This window comes from Winogradskyella undariae (assembly GCF_013285155.1).
In the GTDB taxonomy this organism is placed as follows: domain Bacteria; phylum Bacteroidota; class Bacteroidia; order Flavobacteriales; family Flavobacteriaceae; genus Winogradskyella; species Winogradskyella undariae.
The window spans coordinates 1-19,228 of the sequence record NZ_JABTEL010000009.1; the positions used below are offsets into that span (position 1 = coordinate 1).

Annotated in this window: 19 protein-coding genes; 7 read left to right on the top strand and 12 right to left on the bottom strand. The window is 31.2% G+C overall.

The window, feature by feature from the left end:
• Window positions 1-269: 269 nt before the first annotated feature.
• From HSX10_RS12500 to HSX10_RS12530, 7 genes are all read left to right on the top strand, one after another.
• Window positions 270-1,769, top strand: coding sequence for a class I SAM-dependent DNA methyltransferase (locus HSX10_RS12500; RefSeq protein ID WP_173588571.1), 1,500 nt, complete (start codon window positions 270-272; stop codon window positions 1,767-1,769).
• Window positions 1,762-2,946 (top strand): restriction endonuclease subunit S, encoded by a 1,185-nt coding sequence (locus HSX10_RS12505; protein WP_173588572.1) that lies wholly within the window; start codon window positions 1,762-1,764, stop codon window positions 2,944-2,946. The genes HSX10_RS12500 and HSX10_RS12505 overlap by 8 nt, the downstream gene beginning before the upstream one ends.
• 55 nt (window positions 2,947-3,001) lie before the next feature.
• Window positions 3,002-3,190: a hypothetical protein gene (locus HSX10_RS12510; RefSeq protein ID WP_173588573.1), complete on the top strand. Its 189-nt coding sequence runs from the start codon at window positions 3,002-3,004 to the stop codon at window positions 3,188-3,190.
• Window positions 3,191-3,210: 20 nt separating this feature from the next.
• On the top strand, window positions 3,211-3,702 hold the full coding sequence (locus HSX10_RS12515; RefSeq protein ID WP_173588574.1) for an N-carbamoyl-L-amino acid amidohydrolase: 492 nt from the start codon (window positions 3,211-3,213) through the stop codon (window positions 3,700-3,702).
• Window positions 3,703-3,707: 5 nt separating this feature from the next.
• Window positions 3,708-3,908, top strand: a complete 201-nt coding sequence (locus HSX10_RS12520) for a hypothetical protein (RefSeq protein WP_173588575.1) — start codon at window positions 3,708-3,710, stop codon at window positions 3,906-3,908.
• A gap of 392 nt (window positions 3,909-4,300) precedes the next feature.
• On the top strand, window positions 4,301-5,848 hold the full coding sequence (locus HSX10_RS12525) for a reverse transcriptase domain-containing protein (RefSeq protein WP_173588576.1): 1,548 nt from the start codon (window positions 4,301-4,303) through the stop codon (window positions 5,846-5,848).
• Between the two features lie 14 nt (window positions 5,849-5,862).
• Complete coding sequence (locus HSX10_RS12530; protein WP_217363271.1) at window positions 5,863-6,702, top strand: GIY-YIG nuclease family protein; 840 nt, start codon at window positions 5,863-5,865, stop codon at window positions 6,700-6,702.
• A gap of 378 nt (window positions 6,703-7,080) precedes the next feature.
• Here HSX10_RS12530 and HSX10_RS12535 read toward each other — a convergent pair whose 3' ends face one another.
• The 12 genes from HSX10_RS12535 to HSX10_RS12590 form a co-directional block, all read right to left on the bottom strand.
• Window positions 7,081-7,668, bottom strand: coding sequence for a hypothetical protein (locus HSX10_RS12535; protein ID WP_173588577.1), 588 nt, complete (start codon window positions 7,666-7,668; stop codon window positions 7,081-7,083).
• Window positions 7,669-8,010: 342 nt separating this feature from the next.
• Complete coding sequence (locus tag HSX10_RS12540; protein WP_173588578.1) at window positions 8,011-8,427, bottom strand: hypothetical protein; 417 nt, start codon at window positions 8,425-8,427, stop codon at window positions 8,011-8,013.
• 242 nt (window positions 8,428-8,669) lie between these two features.
• On the bottom strand, window positions 8,670-9,248 hold the full coding sequence (locus HSX10_RS12545) for a hypothetical protein (RefSeq protein ID WP_173588579.1): 579 nt from the start codon (window positions 9,246-9,248) through the stop codon (window positions 8,670-8,672).
• Window positions 9,249-9,400: 152 nt separating this feature from the next.
• A complete protein-coding gene (locus HSX10_RS12550) occupies window positions 9,401-9,949 on the bottom strand; it encodes an STM3941 family protein (protein ID WP_173588580.1) in 549 nt (182 codons plus the stop codon).
• Window positions 9,950-10,164: 215 nt separating this feature from the next.
• Complete coding sequence (locus tag HSX10_RS12555) at window positions 10,165-11,634, bottom strand: T9SS type A sorting domain-containing protein (protein WP_173588581.1); 1,470 nt, start codon at window positions 11,632-11,634, stop codon at window positions 10,165-10,167.
• 222 nt (window positions 11,635-11,856) lie between these two features.
• Window positions 11,857-13,869 carry a YHYH protein gene (locus tag HSX10_RS12560; RefSeq protein ID WP_173588582.1) on the bottom strand — a complete coding sequence of 671 codons (2,013 nt, stop codon included), beginning with the start codon at window positions 13,867-13,869 and terminating at the stop codon, window positions 11,857-11,859.
• 386 nt (window positions 13,870-14,255) lie between these two features.
• Window positions 14,256-14,753, bottom strand: coding sequence for an STM3941 family protein (locus HSX10_RS12565; RefSeq protein ID WP_173588583.1), 498 nt, complete (start codon window positions 14,751-14,753; stop codon window positions 14,256-14,258).
• Window positions 14,754-15,042: 289 nt separating this feature from the next.
• Window positions 15,043-16,059 carry a TlpA family protein disulfide reductase gene (locus tag HSX10_RS12570; protein ID WP_173588584.1) on the bottom strand — a complete coding sequence of 339 codons (1,017 nt, stop codon included), beginning with the start codon at window positions 16,057-16,059 and terminating at the stop codon, window positions 15,043-15,045.
• Window positions 16,060-16,189: 130 nt separating this feature from the next.
• Window positions 16,190-16,906 (bottom strand): CPBP family intramembrane glutamic endopeptidase, encoded by a 717-nt coding sequence (locus HSX10_RS12575; protein WP_173588585.1) that lies wholly within the window; start codon window positions 16,904-16,906, stop codon window positions 16,190-16,192.
• Between the two features lie 311 nt (window positions 16,907-17,217).
• Entirely contained in the window at window positions 17,218-17,658 is a 441-nt protein-coding gene (locus HSX10_RS12580) for a UPF0158 family protein (RefSeq protein WP_173588586.1), read from the bottom strand.
• Window positions 17,659-17,662: 4 nt separating this feature from the next.
• Window positions 17,663-18,004 (bottom strand): hypothetical protein, encoded by a 342-nt coding sequence (locus tag HSX10_RS12585; RefSeq protein WP_173588587.1) that lies wholly within the window; start codon window positions 18,002-18,004, stop codon window positions 17,663-17,665.
• Window positions 18,005-18,206: 202 nt separating this feature from the next.
• Window positions 18,207-18,617, bottom strand: coding sequence for a hypothetical protein (locus HSX10_RS12590; protein ID WP_173588588.1), 411 nt, complete (start codon window positions 18,615-18,617; stop codon window positions 18,207-18,209).
• Window positions 18,618-19,228 lie beyond the last annotated feature (611 nt).

A 19,228-nucleotide genomic window follows, 5' to 3' on the forward strand; every position in this document is an offset into this window, starting at 1 on the left:
ATTAATTAAAAAAGTTATAGGGAGGCACTTCGACTGCGCTCAGTGTGACAAGTAGTAGTAAATAAAATAATAATGTGTATATAAAAGCACTTTAAAATATTAATTAAAAAAGTTATAGGGAGGCACTTCGACTGCGCTCAGTGTGACAAGTAGTAGTAAATAAAATAATAATGTGCATATAAAAGCACTTTAAAATATTAATTAAAAAAGTTATAGGGAGGCACTTCGACTGCGCTCAGTGTGACAAATAAAAGAATTAAAAACAATTAATGAGCATACAAAACAACATAGACAGAATTACAGATATCCTTCGTCGTGATGATGGTATTTCGGGAGCGATGCACTACACAGAGCAAATCTCTTGGATTCTGTTTCTTAAGTTTCTTAACGATTACGAAGATAATAAAGCCGACGAAGCCTTTTTAGAAGGTACAGACTATAATTATGTGCTGCGCAAAGATTTACGCTGGCAACAATGGGCTTGTCCTAAGGATGACGCAGGTAAACTAGATGTTAAACGTGCCTTAACAGGAGACGACTTAATAGACTTCGTTAACAAAACCTTGTTTCCGTATTTACAAGCGTTTAAAGCTACTACTAACGATCCTAAAACGCTAACCTATAAAATAGGCGCTATTTTCGAGTATTTAGATAACAAAATAGCCAGCGGACACACCTTACGAGAGGTGTTAGATATTATAGACGCTTTAGATTTTCAGAGTAGTGATGAGTTATTTGAGCTATCTCAAGTCTACGAAAGCTTACTAAAAGGAATGGGAAGTGATGGTGGCAACTCGGGTGAGTTTTACACACCAAGAGCCATTATTAAAGCCATGGTAGAAACTACAGATATTAAAGTGGGTGATACCATTTACGATGGCGCTGTTGGTTCTGGTGGTTTTTTAGTGGAAGCCTATGAGTATTTAACTGGTGGCGATAAAAAAGAAAAGCTCTCTGCCAAGGATTGGGAAACCATACAAAACGACACCTTTTACGGTCAAGAAAAAACAAGTTTAGGTTATGTTATGGGCATGATGAACATGATTCTGCATGGTATAGAAAGTCCAAACGTATATAAAGGCAACACGCTGATACAAAACATACGCGATTTTCAAGAGAAGGATCGACACAATGTTATTTTGGCCAATCCACCTTTTGGAGGTAAAGAAAAAAGCCAAATACAACAAAACTTCCCTGTAGAAAGTAACGCCACAGAGATTCTGTTTTTACAGCATTTTATGAAAATGCTAAAACTAGAAGGACGTGCTTCTATTGTGATACCCGAAGGTGTGCTCTTTCAAACCAACAATGCCTTTACCAAAGTAAAACAAACCTTATTAGAAAACTTTAATGTACATACCATAGTCAGTTTACCATCTGGTGTGTTTTTACCGTATAGTGGTGTAAAAACTAATATTTTATATTTTGATAGAAAAGGTGCAACGAGTGATATTTGGTATTATGATGTGACACCACCTTATAAACTGACCAAAAATAAACCTATTACTTTCGATCATATTGCAGAGTTTGTGCACCTCTTCCATAACTCAAAAGAGCGTAATGCTACTAATGCCAAAACAGGTAAAGCGTGTAATGATTGGACTGTTAATGTAAAAGACATTAAAGACTACGACCTAAGCGCCAAAAACCCACACAAAGTGGTTGAGGTGATCCACCAAACCCCAAAAGATTTATTAAAGGCTATTAAGCAAAACGACACCGAAATAAACACATTAATGAACCAAATAGAACAGTTGATTGATGGGTAAGTGGGAGGAAGTAAAGTTAGGTGATGGTAAGGTAACTGAATTAATAATGGGGCAATCACCACCATCAAATACTTATAATAGAGAAAAAATAGGATTACCTTTTTATCAAGGGAAAAAAGAATTTGGAGAACTGTATCCTACTGTTGAAAAATGGTGTAGTAAGCCTAATAAAATTGCTGAGTCTGGTGATGTTTTATTATCAGTAAGAGCACCTGTAGGTCCAACAAATTTAGCTTTTGAAAAATGTTGTATTGGAAGAGGACTGGCTTCAATAAGACCGAATTTAGATTTAATTGAAACAAAATTTCTACTATATTATTTTCAGAATTTTGAATTAGAAATTTCATCAAAAGGTCAAGGAAGTACATTTAAGGCAATTTCAGGAAAAGAATTAAGAAATCTTCAAATCCCACTTCCACCATTACCAGAACAACAACGCATTGTTGCAAAATTAGATGGTTTATTTGCCAAAATAGATAAAGCTATTGGGTTGTTAGAGGCTAATATTTTGCATACGCAGGCTTTGATGGGTAGTGTTTTGGATGAGGAGTTTGGGAAGTTGGAGAAACTATCAACTAAATATGATAAGTTAAAAAACTTAACAAAAAAGATAGGAAGTGGTTCTACACCAAGAGGAGGGCAAAGTTCATATAAAGAAAGTGGTATTAGCTTAATTAGAAGTATGAATGTTCATGATTGTTATTTTAAGGTTAAGAACTTGGCTTTTATTGATGATATACAAGCCGACAAATTAAAAAATGTTGAAATTCAAGAAAATGATGTTTTGTTAAATATAACAGGTGCATCTGTTGCTAGATGTTGTATTGTTGATTCAAACTATTTGCCCGCAAGAGTTAATCAGCATGTCAGTATTATCAGAACAGATGAACGTATTTTACCAGAGTTCATGCTTTACTTTTTAATAAGTCCAAAAATGAAGTCTAAGCTTTTATATGATTCATCAGGAAATGCAACACGTGAAGCGATTACAAAATCAATGATTGAAGCAATTGATGTGCCAATTATTTCTCTAGAAATTCAACAAAAATTAATAAATAAAATAAAAGAATCATTTAGATTAAATAATAAAATTATTGAAACCCAAACTCAAAAACTAACTCATTTAAAAGCTTTAAAGAGCAGTTTGTTAGATCAGGCTTTTAAGGGGGAGTTGTGAAATGTTTAGTCAGTCAATAGTAATTTCAAGTAAAGAAGAATTTTATACTGGGTTTATGGATACAAATCCTCAGTACAACGATGTAACTGTTGATATAGATGTTATTATTGATTCAAGTACGATTAATTGGAATTTTAAAATAATAGAAAATGTAGTATTTAATAAACTAGTTAAAGTACAACAAAGCCAAGAACATAGTGGGATGTTGATGCGGTGTTGTTTGCGGGCGGTTTTTGAAGTTTAGAATAACATAAAATTAAATATATGAAAGAGTCACCTTACCTTAAATATGACAACCGTTTAGCAGATGTTATTGCCGCAATCCAAGTTATGGGTATCTATAAATTTTATAAACTTGATTTTAGTCAATGGGCGGATAGAATAAGTGGAGATATAAATGAAACAGCTAAATGGGAAAACGTATTTATTGAGCATCCTGAGTTTTTTAGAATAGACCAAACTAAAAAGAAAGTATCTTTAGTTTGGAGACGTAATTATCCAAAGAATTTCGATGTTGATACAAGAAATGAAATTTCAAAATCAGATTTTCTAGCACTTTCGGATGAAAAAAAAGCTCGTATTTCAAGAAACCCATTAAAAAATGATGATATAACCATGCTTATAGAATCAGCCATAAGTCTACATTCACGTGCATTACAGCTAAAACAAGACAAAAGATGGTGGGTTCCTGTATTGATAGGTGTTATAGCTGGAGTAATATCAACTATAGCTAATATTGTTATGGGTAGCATTTAAGCATAATGAAAATTGAGATAAATAAATCAAAACAAAAAGTCATCGTGAAAAAAGTAAATGCTTTAATGGATTTATGTGATAGGTTAGAGCAAGACGTACAACAAAGCCAAGAATATAGTGCGGTGTTGATGCGGTGTTGTTTGTGGGAGGTTTTTGAGGGGGAGAAAGAATTAAATAAAAATATAATTATATTAGTTAAAAAATAAAAATCTAGTGAGTTAGAGAAGTGCTGAAGAATGCGTTTCAAGGTGTAATTTGTTATGTAAATAACAAAGTATAAGCTTAACATTAAAAGCTGTTAAGAAGAAGGTATTTTACAAATGCAAGAGATTGTTGGATTAATTTCTAATAAGTCTTGTATTACCTCCAGAACCATCATAAAGATGTCTGGGGATACCCTAATAGTTCTGTTGAAGTTATTTAATATCATCGGCAACGTTGTTATTATATGCAAATATACAGTAATTATTTATCGCCCAACTTGAATTGGGGCGGTTGTAGACTTAGGTTTCCAATCGAAAGAGCATGCATTTTTCAGGGGTTTTATAAACCCTAAAAGCAATGCTTCGTAGTTGGCTTCTCTGCTCACTTTTATATAATGGAAAAGAAAAAGAAAGATTGGTTTAAGTTAAAACGGTATCCTCATATTGGTTTTCCGTTAAAATCTAAAGATAGGTATCTTTGGATAGAGGAATATGTAACCTCTCCAGATGAAATACAAAAACATGCTTTCTTACCCTTTATCCATAAAACTTCTAAAAAAAGAAAATTTAGAAAACAATATTCTGAAGACACAGGAAAAGTAATTATAGATACAAAAGCACAAAAGGCTTTAAGAGAGCCTGATATTAAAGATAGAGAATTGTATTATGCTTCTCACTTAGATTCTTTAATTTATAGTTATTATTCAGAAATTTTGTCTAAAAACTATGAAGATAAAATTAAGGAATATGATTTAGAAGAGGTTGTACTTGCTTATAGGTCTATTCCAATAAAATTAGAAAATCCAGAAGGTCCCAATAAATGCAATATTGATTTTGCAAATGATACTTTCAACTATATAAGAAGTTATCCTGATAAAGAGTTTATTGCAGTAGCTTTGGATATTAAAGGTTTTTTTGATGAGTTAGACCATAAAATTCTGCGAGATGTTTGGTTGCAATTACTACAGACAAAAGAAAATATTTTTAAAAAACTACCACCAGATCATTTTAACGTATATAAAAACATTACAAGATTTACTTATGTAGATATTGTTGATTTGTTTAAAGAATTTCAGAATAAAATTTTTATTCAAAAAAGAGATGCTAGTGGTAAATTATTACCCAAAAAAAGAAGCAAAGTTTCTAAAATTAAATTTCTAAAGAATCAAGATGCTGTTGCGTTTTGTACAAAAAAAGAGTTTTATAAAAAGAAAAATAAATTAGTTCGTAATACTAAACTAATAACTAAAGGTAAAAATAAAGGTTTACCTAAAAAATTTGGTATTCCACAAGGTTCTCCAATAAGTTCTGTATTGGCAAATGCTTATCTTTTAAATTTTGATAGAACAATTAATGATTTCATTAAAAAAGAAGGTACTTACAGAAGATATTCAGATGATATGGTAGTTGTGTGTCCTTTAAATAAAAAGGATGAAACAATTAACCTTGTAATGTCTGAAATAAAAAAAGTAAAATTAGAAATTCAAGATTCTAAAACACAAATATTTCATTTTACTAGAAAAAATGGAATTCTTAGTTGCGGTCAACAATTTAAGAACGGAATAAATGAGAATAAAAACCTTATTTATTTAGGTTTTGAATTTGATGGTGAAATTACTTTAGTTCGTTCAGCTAGTATTTCAGCTTTCTACAGGAAAATGAAAAAAACTGTAAAACGTTCTAAACATTATGCTAAAAAAGGTAAAAATAAAGGACAGATTTTTAAAGGAAGAATATTAAAAAAATTCTCATACAAAGGAGCAGATAGAAAAAGAAAATGGGAATGGGATGACTTAATTAAGGGTTTTGTAAAATCTGACAGTTATGATTGGGGTAATTTTTTGTCTTATTCCAATAAAGCAGCAAAAACTATGACAAAAAATAAGATTAAAAAGCAAACAAAAAAGTCTTGGAATAAACTGGTTAAAGAAATAAAAAAGTAATACAATAAAGCAAAATGATCAAACCACAAACCATACAAATATTCCTCCCAGACGGTTCACCAACAAGTATTCGTGAAGCTGAACTCACCAATAGATTGGTAAAAGCGATTCTGTTTCCTAGAAATAAACTGCAAGAAGTAGCCAAACGCGAGATGGTACATTTTACAGGTGTTTATTTTTTGTTTGGTAGTACAGAGGATGGCGCAAAACCAATAGTTTATATTGGAGAAGGAGAAGATTGTTTTACACGAATACAATCGCACAACCGTAAAAAAGACTTTTGGACACATTGTGTTATCATTACCACCAAAACAGACGAGTACACCAAAACAGATGGTAAGTATTTAGAGCATTACTGTTTGGCTAAAGCCAAAGAAATTGGTAGATATGTTACCGATAATGATACGGGTTCTAAAAAGCCCTCTATAAGCGAAAGTAGGGAGTATGATTTGTTAGATAATTTTGATACTGCTAAAATACTATTAGCAACATTGGGCTATCCCATATTTGAAGAAAAACGTAAAGCAAAAAGTCCTAAAGAATTATTTTATTGTCAAGGTAAAGAGGCTTCTGCGGTTGGTGAGTTAACGGATGATGGTTTTCTTATTTATAAAGGAGGGAAAAGTAATATAAAAGAAACTAAATCTATTGGTTCTTGGGTTTCTAGAATACGAAAACAACTTATTGAGGATGCCATTTTAAAAATGGAACATGGTGTTTATGTTTTTCAACAAGATTATGTTTGTAATTCACCAAGTGGAGCGGCAGCAGTAGTGCTAGCTAGAGCTGCTAATGGTTGGATAGAGTGGAAAGATAAGGATGGTAAAACCTTAGATGAGTTGAAGCGGAAGTAAAGTGAGTTTTAAATACCAAATTTGTATTAATTACAATTTTACTTCGGTCAGCATCTTTAAGCGCCTTGCCTAATCTTGCTCACCAGTTGCATGTCCATAATTTGGGGTTGTATCAAAAAAATTGATTCTAAAATCTAAGGATTTATGAACAAGTTTAATTGCTTCAGTTTCTGTTATGCTTTTCTAATCCGAGTTTTGTGCTAGATTGTAATGCCCTGTAAATGCTATACTAAAATAGTAATCTGAAAGGAATTTACAGCTTTGTTGTGTGGTTATTTGCGTGTTTATAAGCGAGGATTTTCAGAAGGAAAATCAGATGCAGGCAAACACGCAATTGCCTTTGAATAAGCACCAAACCGCAATTATTTTTATACGGTGTTATGCAATGTTTTTATATTCATTTAATAATTTGTCATAATTTTCTTGAGATATTTTTGATTTAGACATTTTATGTTGAAAAGCACAAATTGTAAATAAAAGAGGTAATTGTGCCTCGTTATAATCATTGTTTTTAATAGTATTTCTCCAATTATTAATTCCGAACTTGTCTTTAAGAGTTTGTATTAGTTTTTTTTGGAAATCAAATGATTTGTCATAATTAAAATATTCTGGTAATAAGCTCATTCCAATTGCTTTTTGAAATAAATCTCTAACTTCATTTTCTTGCTCAGTTGTTTTTTGAAATACGAAAAAGAAATAAATCGAGATAATCAAGCTGATTAAACCTATAAAGAATGAAATTCCAGAGCTGAGAGGAAAAACATTCTCAAATTGTGAACCTACTAATAATATAGTTGCGATAGCAAAAGTAATCCACGCTAAATAGGTTTTAAAGATACTCTTTATGTTTAATCCTAGTTCTATGTACGACATATCATCAACAACAAATAAACTTTCAACAGGGATTAATGGTAGTCCAATAATGATAAACCTAGTAGTAACATACTGTTTTTCATAAGTTTTCATTTTGCCAAGTTTTTTAATTCCAAATACCATAATCTTTAGATTTTTGCTTTAGTTATTTAATGGGTTCTTAATTTCGTCAAATATTGCATAACTAGTAATAATAATTGGAAAATAGCTATTACCCTGTAAATGCTATACTAAAATAGTAATCTGAAAGCCATTTACAGCTTTGTTGTGTGGTTTACTTCGTCTGTTCGCTGCGCTCGGGTGTTGCGTGTTTGAGCAACTAATTTAGTAAATATTTACCGACCAAGAAAGTCTGCGAGGATTTTTGTAAGTAGGCTATAACTAGCAATAAATTATATATGGTGTTGGCAATAGTTATTTATTCAAATTCAGTTATTAGGTTGTCATAAACAATATCAATATTAATGTCATAATTCCAAGTATTGTGGTAAATCTTCCCATTTTTTTTGATTTAGTCCAACCTGCTAAAGAAATCATTGCAATTAAAGATGTGATTCCTAAAAAAAATGAAATAGAACCTAAAACTCGTGGAAGGAATAAATCATTATCGACTACTTTAAATGGATATCCAACAGTTGTTTTCATTAATACATTAGTCATTGCAAAAACAGTAATCAAAAAGAAACTTGCAGCTAAAGTTGAAACAACCATAATTGTTTTCGATAATTTAGTATTCATATCTGAAACTAATAAATTTGCAATTACAGCAATCGAAAATCCACCAAGTAATGAACTAATTGTAATTGTTTGTTCAGCAAGTTTATTCCAGTATTCAAAGGTAATTTCTGTCATCTATTCAATTCGTTGTTTTTATTCTAAATTCTATAATCCGCTCAATTTTTCATTCAGCCGTAATGTTTTTTTCAGCTTGCAGGTAACGGTTTTGTGTATAGTTTACTTCGTCTGTTCGCTGCGCTCGGGTGTTGCGTGGTTTGGAACTAATTTAGTAAATAAATCACAGATAGAATATTCCGCAGGAATATTAGCAAGTAGGCTAGAACCAAGCAATTAATTATACACGGTGTTGTAGCACGTTATTTTTTATTTTCATACAACTCAATTGCTTTTAACAACTGCTTTCCGCCAAATTCTGTTTGGTCGTATATATATCGTTTTAAGTCTAGTTTAGGGTAATTTTCCTCCACCCAATTTAAAAGTCCTGTTCTGTTCTTTTCCCAAGTAGCTTCGTCAAAATTTAAAGCTTCTTCTTCTACAGAAATTACTTTGTTGTTTTGAAGCGTCAGAATCTGATTTGTCAAAAAAGGCTTTTTCATAAAGAAAAGAATTCTCTTGTCAGTTTTTGAAACTTTTGCTTTGACAGTTCCGTTTTCCAATTTCATTTCAACAACTTTATAAGTTGGTTCAAAAACTGAATCCCATTTTAACCATTTACCCAAGTAATCATTTTTAGAATATCTCGCTTCATATTCATATTTCGGTATCGTGGTTATGAGACTGTCAGTTAATAAATCTTTCATTTCGGAACTATTCGATTCGTTAAGTGCCACGAAATATTTTTCAGCAATTTCAATCTTGTCAATAGTCTTTTCAGAGTTTTTACAAGAAATAAATCCGATTGCTAAAAGGAATAAAAAAACTACGATTTTGTTCATTGGTATCTTGGGTGGTTTAATGTGCTACAACGTGTTTGTATATGGTTTGTTGCGTGGTTTAAGCAACTAATTTAGTAAATAATTGCCGACAAAGAAAGTCCGCGAGGACTTTCGTAAGTAAGTAAGAAGCCAGCAATAAATTATATACGGTGTTACCCAACGTTTTTATTTCGTTCAAATTCAGTTTGTATTAATTGTTCCAGTTTTCCAAAATCATATTTTAGAGTATTGGATGTAATCGAAAGTGGTGTTCCGTACATTTTCATATTCGAACGCATAATTTTGGCTTTCATTCCGCTTTTTGCTTTTTCAATATATTTTTCAGGATTCGTTACGTTAATCAGCAGAAATTTTGTCGACATAACTTGCTTTGTTATGATATCAGTTATATCATTCCATTCAATTAGTCCGACACTCGATGCGTTTGAGTTGTCAGTTATTCCGTTTGAGTCAATTGTCAGTCCAACTTTTTTATCAAACAGTTTTTTAAATCCGAAAATTCCTGTCGCACCAAAAAACAAAATACTTAAAATTCCAACTCCTTTTGCTACCATTGGATTTCTCAATATTCTAAATGAATGTTCTTGAAAACTCTCCGCATTTGTAAACAGCCAAACTCCTAATATTACAAATAGTATAGAACCTCCTATTCCTAAAAGTAATTTGTTTTTGCTTAATGGTATTTCAATTTTTTCTTGCATTTAATTCAGTTTTTGATTTGAGTGGTTAATGTTGGGTAACTAGTAATAATAATTGGAAAACAGCTATTATCCTGTAAATGCTATACTAAAATAGTAATCTGAAAGCCATTTAAAACGTTGTTGTGCAACGTTTTTTATTCATTATCTTAACTTTTAACACTATCAAAAGCCTTAAACATTAATTTGTCTTTTGCTGTTTGTTTTTACTCTATCTACTATCTCAAAATTACTTTAACAACACCTATGCCTTTCTCGGTATGTACTCTCAGTATATAAATACCTTTTTCTTTTCCTGATAAATCTATTTTATTACTGCGTTCTATTACATAAATACTTTTGCCAATCATATCTATCAATTCTATTTTATGAATACGATCTTCATTTATAAAAACAATACCTTCTGTTGGGTTTGGATATATTGAAATATTTGTGCTTTTAAAATCTTCAACTGAGAGTGTACTATTATTAAAAACTCTAACATGACCTGAGTCTTCTCCATTTCCATCATTCAACCTCGCTCCAATAGCAACTATAGAGCCATTAGAACTTAAACTTACTGAGTTACCAGACATGTCATTTTCTGCTTCGCCGTCAATATCCATTCCTACTTTCGTCCAAAGACCATTTAAATTTTGGTAAACACGAACATGACCAGAAAATTCGCCATTCCCATCATTTCCAATAGCTCCAATTGCGACTACCGATCCATCAGAATTCAAGCTCGTTGAAATTCCAGAATTGTCAAATGCAGCTTCACCATTTATATCATTACCTATTTGAGACCATGTACCGCTTATGTTTTCAAATATTCGGACGTGACCTGAAGCTGAAGCACTACCATCATTTCCTTGTCCTCCTATTGCTACTATTGAGCCATCAGAACTTAAGCTTACTGAGTGAAAGAAATCACCTGATGCTTCACCATCGATATCATCACCTATTTGCACCCAAGTATTTTCTTGATTTTGATATATTCTTGCATGTCCAGAATCTTCTCCGTTACCATCATTATTAGGAGCTCCAATTGCTAATATTGACCCATCAGAATTTAGACTTACAGCACGACCAAAGAGATCACCTGCAGCCTCACCATCAATATCGTCTCCTATTTGTACCCATGTATCATTTTGGTTTTCGTAAACACGAACATGACCTGAGTTTGGACCATTACCATCATTTCCTGAAGCACCAATTGCGACTATCGATCCATCAGAATTCAAGCTTATTGAAATACCAGAACTATCAAATGCAGCTTCACCATCAATATCATTACCTACTTGAAACCATGTATCATTTATATTTTCAAATATTCGAACATGACCTGAGGCCATACCATTAGCATCATTTCCTTTTCCACCAATTGCTAAAATAGAACCATCAGAATTTAAACTCACTGAGGCTCCAAAACCATCATTGGCTTCTTCACTATCAATGTCGTCTCCAATTTGTATCCAATTTCCATTTTGATTTTGGTAAATACGGGTATGACCTGCAAATGATCCGTTGCCTTCATTTCTGATTGCTCCAATTGCTAAAATAGAACCATCAGAATTTAAGCAAACTGAACCGCCAGAAAGATCTTCTAAAGCTTCTCCGTCAATATCTGCTCCAGTTTGTTCCCATTGGGCTTGTAGTAATAATATAGGTAGTAATAAAAATATTAGAAATAAAATGTGCTTTTTCATTATTGAAGATTTATAGAAAACAAACGTAATTTATAAAAATGGCTTAGCGTATAATTTTGTTGATATTTTTCTCTAATGTTGCACAACGGTCTTGTGTATGGTTAGTTTTGGGTTTGTATGCGAGGAATTTCCGAAGGAAATTCAGCCGTTACAAACACGCAACGCCCTTTGATTAAGCACTAAACCGCAATTATTTTTATACGGTGTTGTAACCAGTTTTTATCAGTTTCTTCTTGTCATTTCATTTTGTGTGATATAACCATCTTTGTTTTTGTCTCTATTCTGAAAATTTTCTTTTATATTTCCTTTAGCTTCAGATTTTGATATTTTCCCATCATTGTTTGCGTCCATTCTTTTGAGCATATTTGTGAAACTTGGAGGCGTGTTTTCATTTGTTTTTTCTTCCCTTTGTCGTGGTTGGTTTTGCATTTGCTGTGTTTGGTTTCTTCCTCCACCAATTTTAAAATCGTTACTTGGTGTTCCCATAAAACATCTGCTTGCAGAAGGAAACTCATCAGAAACCACATAATAATACGTCCCATTTGGAAATTCAGGTGTTACTCCAGATCTTCCGTTACATTCATCTAAATCACCATAGTTATTTTGGTATTCGTAATCACGCACATATTTTCCAGAATAAATTCCGTTTGGTGCAGAAACTCCATTTCCTGGTCTTTCTCCTTGTTTTAAAGTATAACTAGATTTTAACTGAATAATGCCACTATTTGCATCCATTGGATCTTTATATCCCATTTTATAGTACATAGGGAATCCGTCTGCAGCCCAACCCACTAAAGTCATTTTGTTTTTATCAAAATTAGCAACCAACCCTGATGGTGTACCGTGATAGTGATACTCGCCATTTGGTTGAACGTGAGCGTTGTTATAGTCTTCACCTAAGTTCACTTCTTCACTTAAAGGTTCAAGTGTCCATTCATAATTAGGTTCATTTGTTTCTATGTTTCTAAAATATTCGTTGGCAGAAGGCTCAAATTTCACTCCATTAATAGCAACACCAAATACATAACTTGGTCTTCCTTTATCAATTCCTAAATCATAAACATAGGTGATTTTGTTCGCTAATGTTGGTGTTAAATCAATAGAATATTCTTTGTTTTGTTCTGTAATTGTGTTTGGATTTCCTTTTGTGGGAAATTGACCGACAGTATGATTTGGAATGGCATTGGATTTTATTATACGAACACCATTCTTTTTATCTTCTGTAATAGAAACTTCGTTTTGAAGTGATAGTTTTTCCTTGGAAGAGTTCTTTATTTCTGGCAAGTGTTCATTATTGTGCGAATGAGATATGCCATTATGACTATGAACCTCATTTTCTAGCGGTAATACCATCAAATCTTTAGCGTATAAAATTTTGCCAATATAATTTTTGCGAATTTCTGCAGATGTAGCATCTTCATCAACATTTGTAAAGTTGAAATGCGTTAACACTAAATTTTTAACATTGGCTTCTTTTGCCATTTGTGAACTTTCCGTTAAATTAACGTGTGCTTTTTCTTTAGTTTTAGCACCGCTTCTATTGTTGTTACTTCTTGTAGCATTTCTTTTTTTTCCTAATTCAATAGCTCCACCAGAATCCATTATTAAATAATCGGCATTGTTAGCCAAAATAGGTAATGACTCAGAATATGTTAAGTCTCCAGAAATCACGATAGATTGATTTCCAGCATCAAAACGATAGGCATTTGTGGCAATTGTATGGTTTACTGGCGTGTATGATATTTTTATGTCTCCAATATAGAAAGAATTACTTCCTATCAAGTTTTTAGCAACATAGTTGGACTTTACACTTTTTAAACTTCTTCCAGATTTTGATAATCTATACTCAATGTCTTCTTCATAAATATCAAGAATATTAGCAATGATTGAAGTAGTATGTTTTGGACCCGCAATAGTTATTTTATTTCCGCCTAGTAGCGATTGAATAAAAATAGGAGCAAATTCTTCGTTATGGTCTAAATGATGATGTGTAAAAAGTAATCCATCTAGGTCTTTAATTTTTAGGCGTAATTTGTTCAGATTGGCTTGTGTACCATTTCCCATATCTACCAAAATCTGCGTGTTTTTGTAAGTAATTAATACGGAAGGTCCCACACGTTCTGTGTTAAATTTAGGTGAGCCAGAGCCAATTATTGTTGCAGTTAAATGGTTGTTTTCTTGAGCGAAAAGTTGTGCGCCCAAGCAAACCATCATTAAGACTAAGTATTTTATCATTTTAAATATTTTGTTTTTTAGACACTTTTTTTTCTAAATAGTTTAATTTAAAAGGAAATAAATTCAGACAGGTTTAGTTAAATTGGCTACAGCGGTTTTGTGTATGGTTTACTTCGTCTGTTCGCTGCGCTCGGGTGTTGTGTGGTTAAGCACCTAATTTAGTAAATAAATCACAGATAGAATATTCCGCAGGAATGTTCGTAAGTCGGCAGTGACCAAGCAATTAATTATACACGGTGTTACCCAACGTTTTTACTTATTAAGTATTAATTCAAATTTCTAATTATATAGACAACTCTAATCTTAACATACTTATGGCATTATTTAATTTTCTTTAATGTTATTGATTGTACCAGACTTTTTTTTTGCTTAAATATTATTAATCTTTAACTAAGATTATCAGCTTTTTTTTTGTTTAATTTTGAATTTAGAAAAGCATTTAATTTTGGATAGTCAACTACTAATTGCTCAATATTTAATTTTATTATATTGTTTTTTAATTGAGATTTAGCTGTTTTTTTAAAAAGATATTTGAATTTATCAAAGTTTATATTTCCTTTTTGTTTTAAAACTATCATATGATTGTTTCTCTCTTTCTTAATCTCTGCTTTTGAAATATCGTTCCAAGAAATCATCTTTTTAGTGATTTTTTTATGTTCAATTCCTATATCAGTCAATATTAATTGAGGACTATTATCTAATAAATTATATAATCCGAGTGATATACCTAAAAGACCAAGAATCAAATTTAGAAATCCAATGATATCAATTATAAGTAAATCGGAATTTATACACGAAATTCCTATTATTGTGATTATTGAAGAACTAAGAATTAATTTAGTTATTCTTCCTTTAGAAGTATAAAATTCTAATTTATTTTCCATTTTGTTTTGTTTCAAATGTTGGGTAATTAGTAATAATAATTGGAAAATAGCTATTATCCTGTAAATGCTATACTAAAATAGTAATCTGAAAGCCATTTACAACGGTTTTGTGAATGGTTTACTTCGTCTGTTCGCTGCGCTCGGGTGTTGCGTGGTTGCGCCACTAAGTTAGCAAATAAATCACAGATAGACCCGAGCGCAGCGAACTGGCGAAGCAATATTCCGCAGGAATGTTCGTAAGTCGGCATTGACCAAGCAATTAATTATACATGTTGTTGTAAACAGTTATTTATTCTAATGTTTTTTCAAAATCCTCAAACGAATTATATCTTGCTTTTATTTCTCCATTATTGTTTAAAACCAGATAAGTTGGAAAAGACCATATTGCCATATCTTTTGTAACTCTTTTTAGAGAGTCAATTTCTCTGTAGTTTTTCCAGTTGTAATTGTGTTTTTTTAGATATTCTTTCCAGTCAGAGTGATTTCGGTCAGTAGAAATCCCAATTAGTTCTACATTCTTTTCTTTAAGCAAATCCAATTTTCTGGAAATCAACTTATGGTCTCTGATACAAGGTGGACAGTTAATGAACCAAAAATCAAGAAGATATGTTTTTGATTTTTCTAATTCAATTGATGACATTTCATTCTCAACATTCGCAAACTTATAATCTCCCGTATTTAAAGAATTTACCTTTAGTATGTTTTCTATTTTTCTGTGAATGCTTATAAAATGATTTTTTAAAGTATCGCTTTGGGTTGAAAGTATATCAAATAGTTTTCCAATCTTGGCTTTGTCATTCTGATTTCTGTATATATATGGGCTTGCAATATTATATGAAAATGGACTTTGGGTATTTTGATTAATATTTTCAAGAAGAAAGTTGTCAATTGTAATGCTATCAGCCTTATTTTGAATTAATTCACGATATTTTTTTGAAAAATTGATAGACTTATAATATAATTCGGAATTTAGAATTGTATCGATTTCTAATTTTTTGTTAAGTTTTCCAATTACAATTACATTGTCTCCATTTAACCAAAGTTGATTTGATTTTCTTCCATTTTCTGTGTAAAAATCGATATTATATAAATCATTTAATTTTTCTTTAAAGTTTACTTTAATTGTGTCCTTAAATGGTAAAAAGAAACTTTCTGTTTGTCCAATATTAGAAATCCAAACACTATCAATTTTAGTGTGGGCTTTTATAATCAGATTAATATCGGATAAATTAATTTTATTTGGTTTTATTTCAGATCCACAACCAAAAATGAAAGCGAATATCAATAGTACAATTGTTTGTTTCATATTAGTTCAAAGCTTGTTTATAATTGTTTATGTGTTTGTGTATGGTTTGTTTAAGCAACTAATTTAGTAAACAAAAACGAACGCGATAAAATTCCGAAGGAATTTTCCAAATAATCAACGACCAAAGCAATTAATTATACATGTTGTTAGCGGTAGTACTTTTTATTCTATTATCATATTTTACAATCAAAATGGCACTTACCGCACTAATTATTATAATTGCTAATTTTTGTTTCATTTCGATTCCGCTCAATAATTCGTTTTGTGAAATATTAAAGAAAGCGTGAAATAAAGCCACAAATATTAATGATTTTGATTTGTCAGCTACATATCCAATTCCAAAACTACCTGCGAATAGAATTAGGAAAAAGATTAAATTGTTAAATGTCAGTTCAAAATTCAGATGCCAAATAAACCATAAAACAGTAATTATTAAGTACTTGATTAGTTTGTTTAATTCGCTTAATTCCGATTGTAAATAATTCCTCCAACCATATTCCTCGAATAAGGCATAAACCAAGATTATTGCAATAAATTTAGGTGCATTCAAATAAGGTTTTCCTGTATTCAAAATTCCGACTAATGAAAATAAAACTATCGGAATGCTAATAGCTAAAAGTGTTTTTAAAAATCCAATTCCTAACAGTTTTAGTTCGTTTGGTCTTTTAAGAAATTTTATAACAAAAAGTCCGCCTAAAAGTGGTCCGATTGCTTGTAACAAGACATTAATATAAAGATTTGAATTAGTAAAGAAATCAGGTTTAATTTCAGTTATGTAATATCTTAATCCGATTGCAATAATGTAAAATATCACAATTGCTGAAATTCTTTTGGTGGAATTTGTCATAATATTAAATTTTCTCCAAAGGAATATATTTTATTCAGTCGTTTCAATTTTAGTATTCTCAATTGTTGTTTTCGGGCGATGAGTTGGTATTACAGCTAACTAGTAATAATAATTGGAAAATAGCTGTTAAGTCCTGTAAATGCTATACTAAAATAGTAATCTGAAAGCCATTTACAGCTTTGTTGTGTATGGTTTACTTCGTCTGTTCGCTGCGCTCGGGTGTTGCGTGGTTGCGCCACTAATTTAGTAAATATTTACCGACCAAGAAAGTCCGCGAGGATTTTTGTAAGTAGGCTATAACTAGCAATAAATTATATATTTTGTTGTGCGCTGGCTTTTCCACTGTCTAATTGGTTTTCTACTATTTTTTCCAACTCACTTTTCTTAAATTCAAACCAACTTTGTCTAAATTCAGAATGGTCGATTTTATGTTTAAAATTCTGAAATGGCTTTTTATTTGCTAAAATATTTTCCAATTCCGACTTTATATTTTGGTCAGATAACTGCTCGACAAAAAGCTCCATGATTTTAAATGACTCAAAGCTTTCTAATGACTCAAACTTTATAAAATCCGTTTTATGTTTTTCTACATTTTCTAAACTGTCACTAAAAGCCTCTTTAAAATCTTCCTCATCTGAAAATTGTGCAAAACTCGGAATTGCAACAATTTCATCAGTTTTGATATTATAGTAGCAGTCAAACCCGCAATCCAATTCTTGCGCAATTTCTTTAATTATATTAGATTTTATCATAAACCTATTCTTGATTTTTTGCTTTTATTTTTACTTGATATTCGGTTAAACAGTTTTGAAATACTGGCCATAATTTTTTTCTTTGATTCTCAATTGACATTTTGGTAATCTCAATATATTTCGATTGAGTAAATTCCGCTTGAATTTTTTCGGTCGAGCATTTACAGTATTCGTGAGTCAATTCAGGGTAATTTTCCGCCATTTCTTTTGAGTCAGAAACACATTTATTCGTTAAAATTTTTGAGCTTTCGGCAGTCCATCTTTGATTTTTATCTTTTATTCCACTATAAATTCCGTAACCAGAAATCAAGATTATTAAAACAATAATCCAATGTTTTCCAGACATAAAATTCTTCTTTATCGGTTCTGTCATTTAGTGCAGAGTGTTTTTTTAGCTTGCGCACAGCGTTGTTGTGTATGGTTAGTTGCGTGGTTAAGCAACTAAGTTAGCAAACTTTTACGAACCCGTGAATATTCCGCAGGAATATTCGCAAGTAGAGAAGAATACAGCAATTAATTATACACGGTGTTAGGCATTGGCTTTTTTTTTAATATTCAGTTAGGTTCGGGAAAATATATTTATCATTTTCTTTGTCATATACAAATTTATAATCGGGTAAATTAAATTCGAAAGCTTCCGATGCCCAAAATGCAATTGCATAAAATAGTCCCTCGCTTTGATAATCACATTCATTTAATTCAATTTCTTCAAGGATTATTTTTGTTGTATGTTTAGTTTTTTCAGTAATCATTGAGTCTACCCATTTTATTCCAGATAACAAAAGGTTAATTTCTTGAGTAGTCAATTTTATGTTTTCGACTTTATTTTCATAAAATAAGTTCTCAGATATTTTTATTCCACCGTTATCTTTTTCAATTCTTGCTGAAATTTTAATCAATATTCCCCAACTCAAACCATATTCTCTAATCTTATAAATTGAAGTGAAATTTTTTCCCATTTGAGTGATTTTCAGCTTGTGCCTAACTAGTAATAATAATTGGAAAATAGCTATTATCCTGTAAATGCTATACTAAAATAGTAATCTGAAAGCAATTTACGACAACTGAAAGCTTTAAATGTTTTTTTTGCATCTATTTTGTACCTTGTTGTGGTTGTTGTGGTTGATGTCCTATAAAGAAGGGGGAATTTGTTACTGTATTTGGGACGTAAATTTTAAACCGTAGTTTTTAAGTGTTTTAATTTTTCATTGATTAAAATTAACTTTCTATTGATACTATTTGAATACTACAGATGGAATATACATTTTTGTTTTTGGCTAATTAGCTTCAATTAAAATGTATCTTAGTCTTATGAATAAAAAAATCTTAAATAAACAATGGTCCAGTTTCTTTGAGTCCACTTTTATCAGTTTATTTTGGATACTTCTGTTTGTTTTACCGCTCTTTTACCAATGGATTAATAGTGCTACTATTCGTTGGAATGCAATCTTTAGCGTTTGGATTGACTACTTGCCCTTATTGGTTATATTCTGCATAAATAGATTTGTTTTAACCCCTTTTATATTATTTAAGAATAAGAAATTTTTATATATACTTTCTGTAATTATAG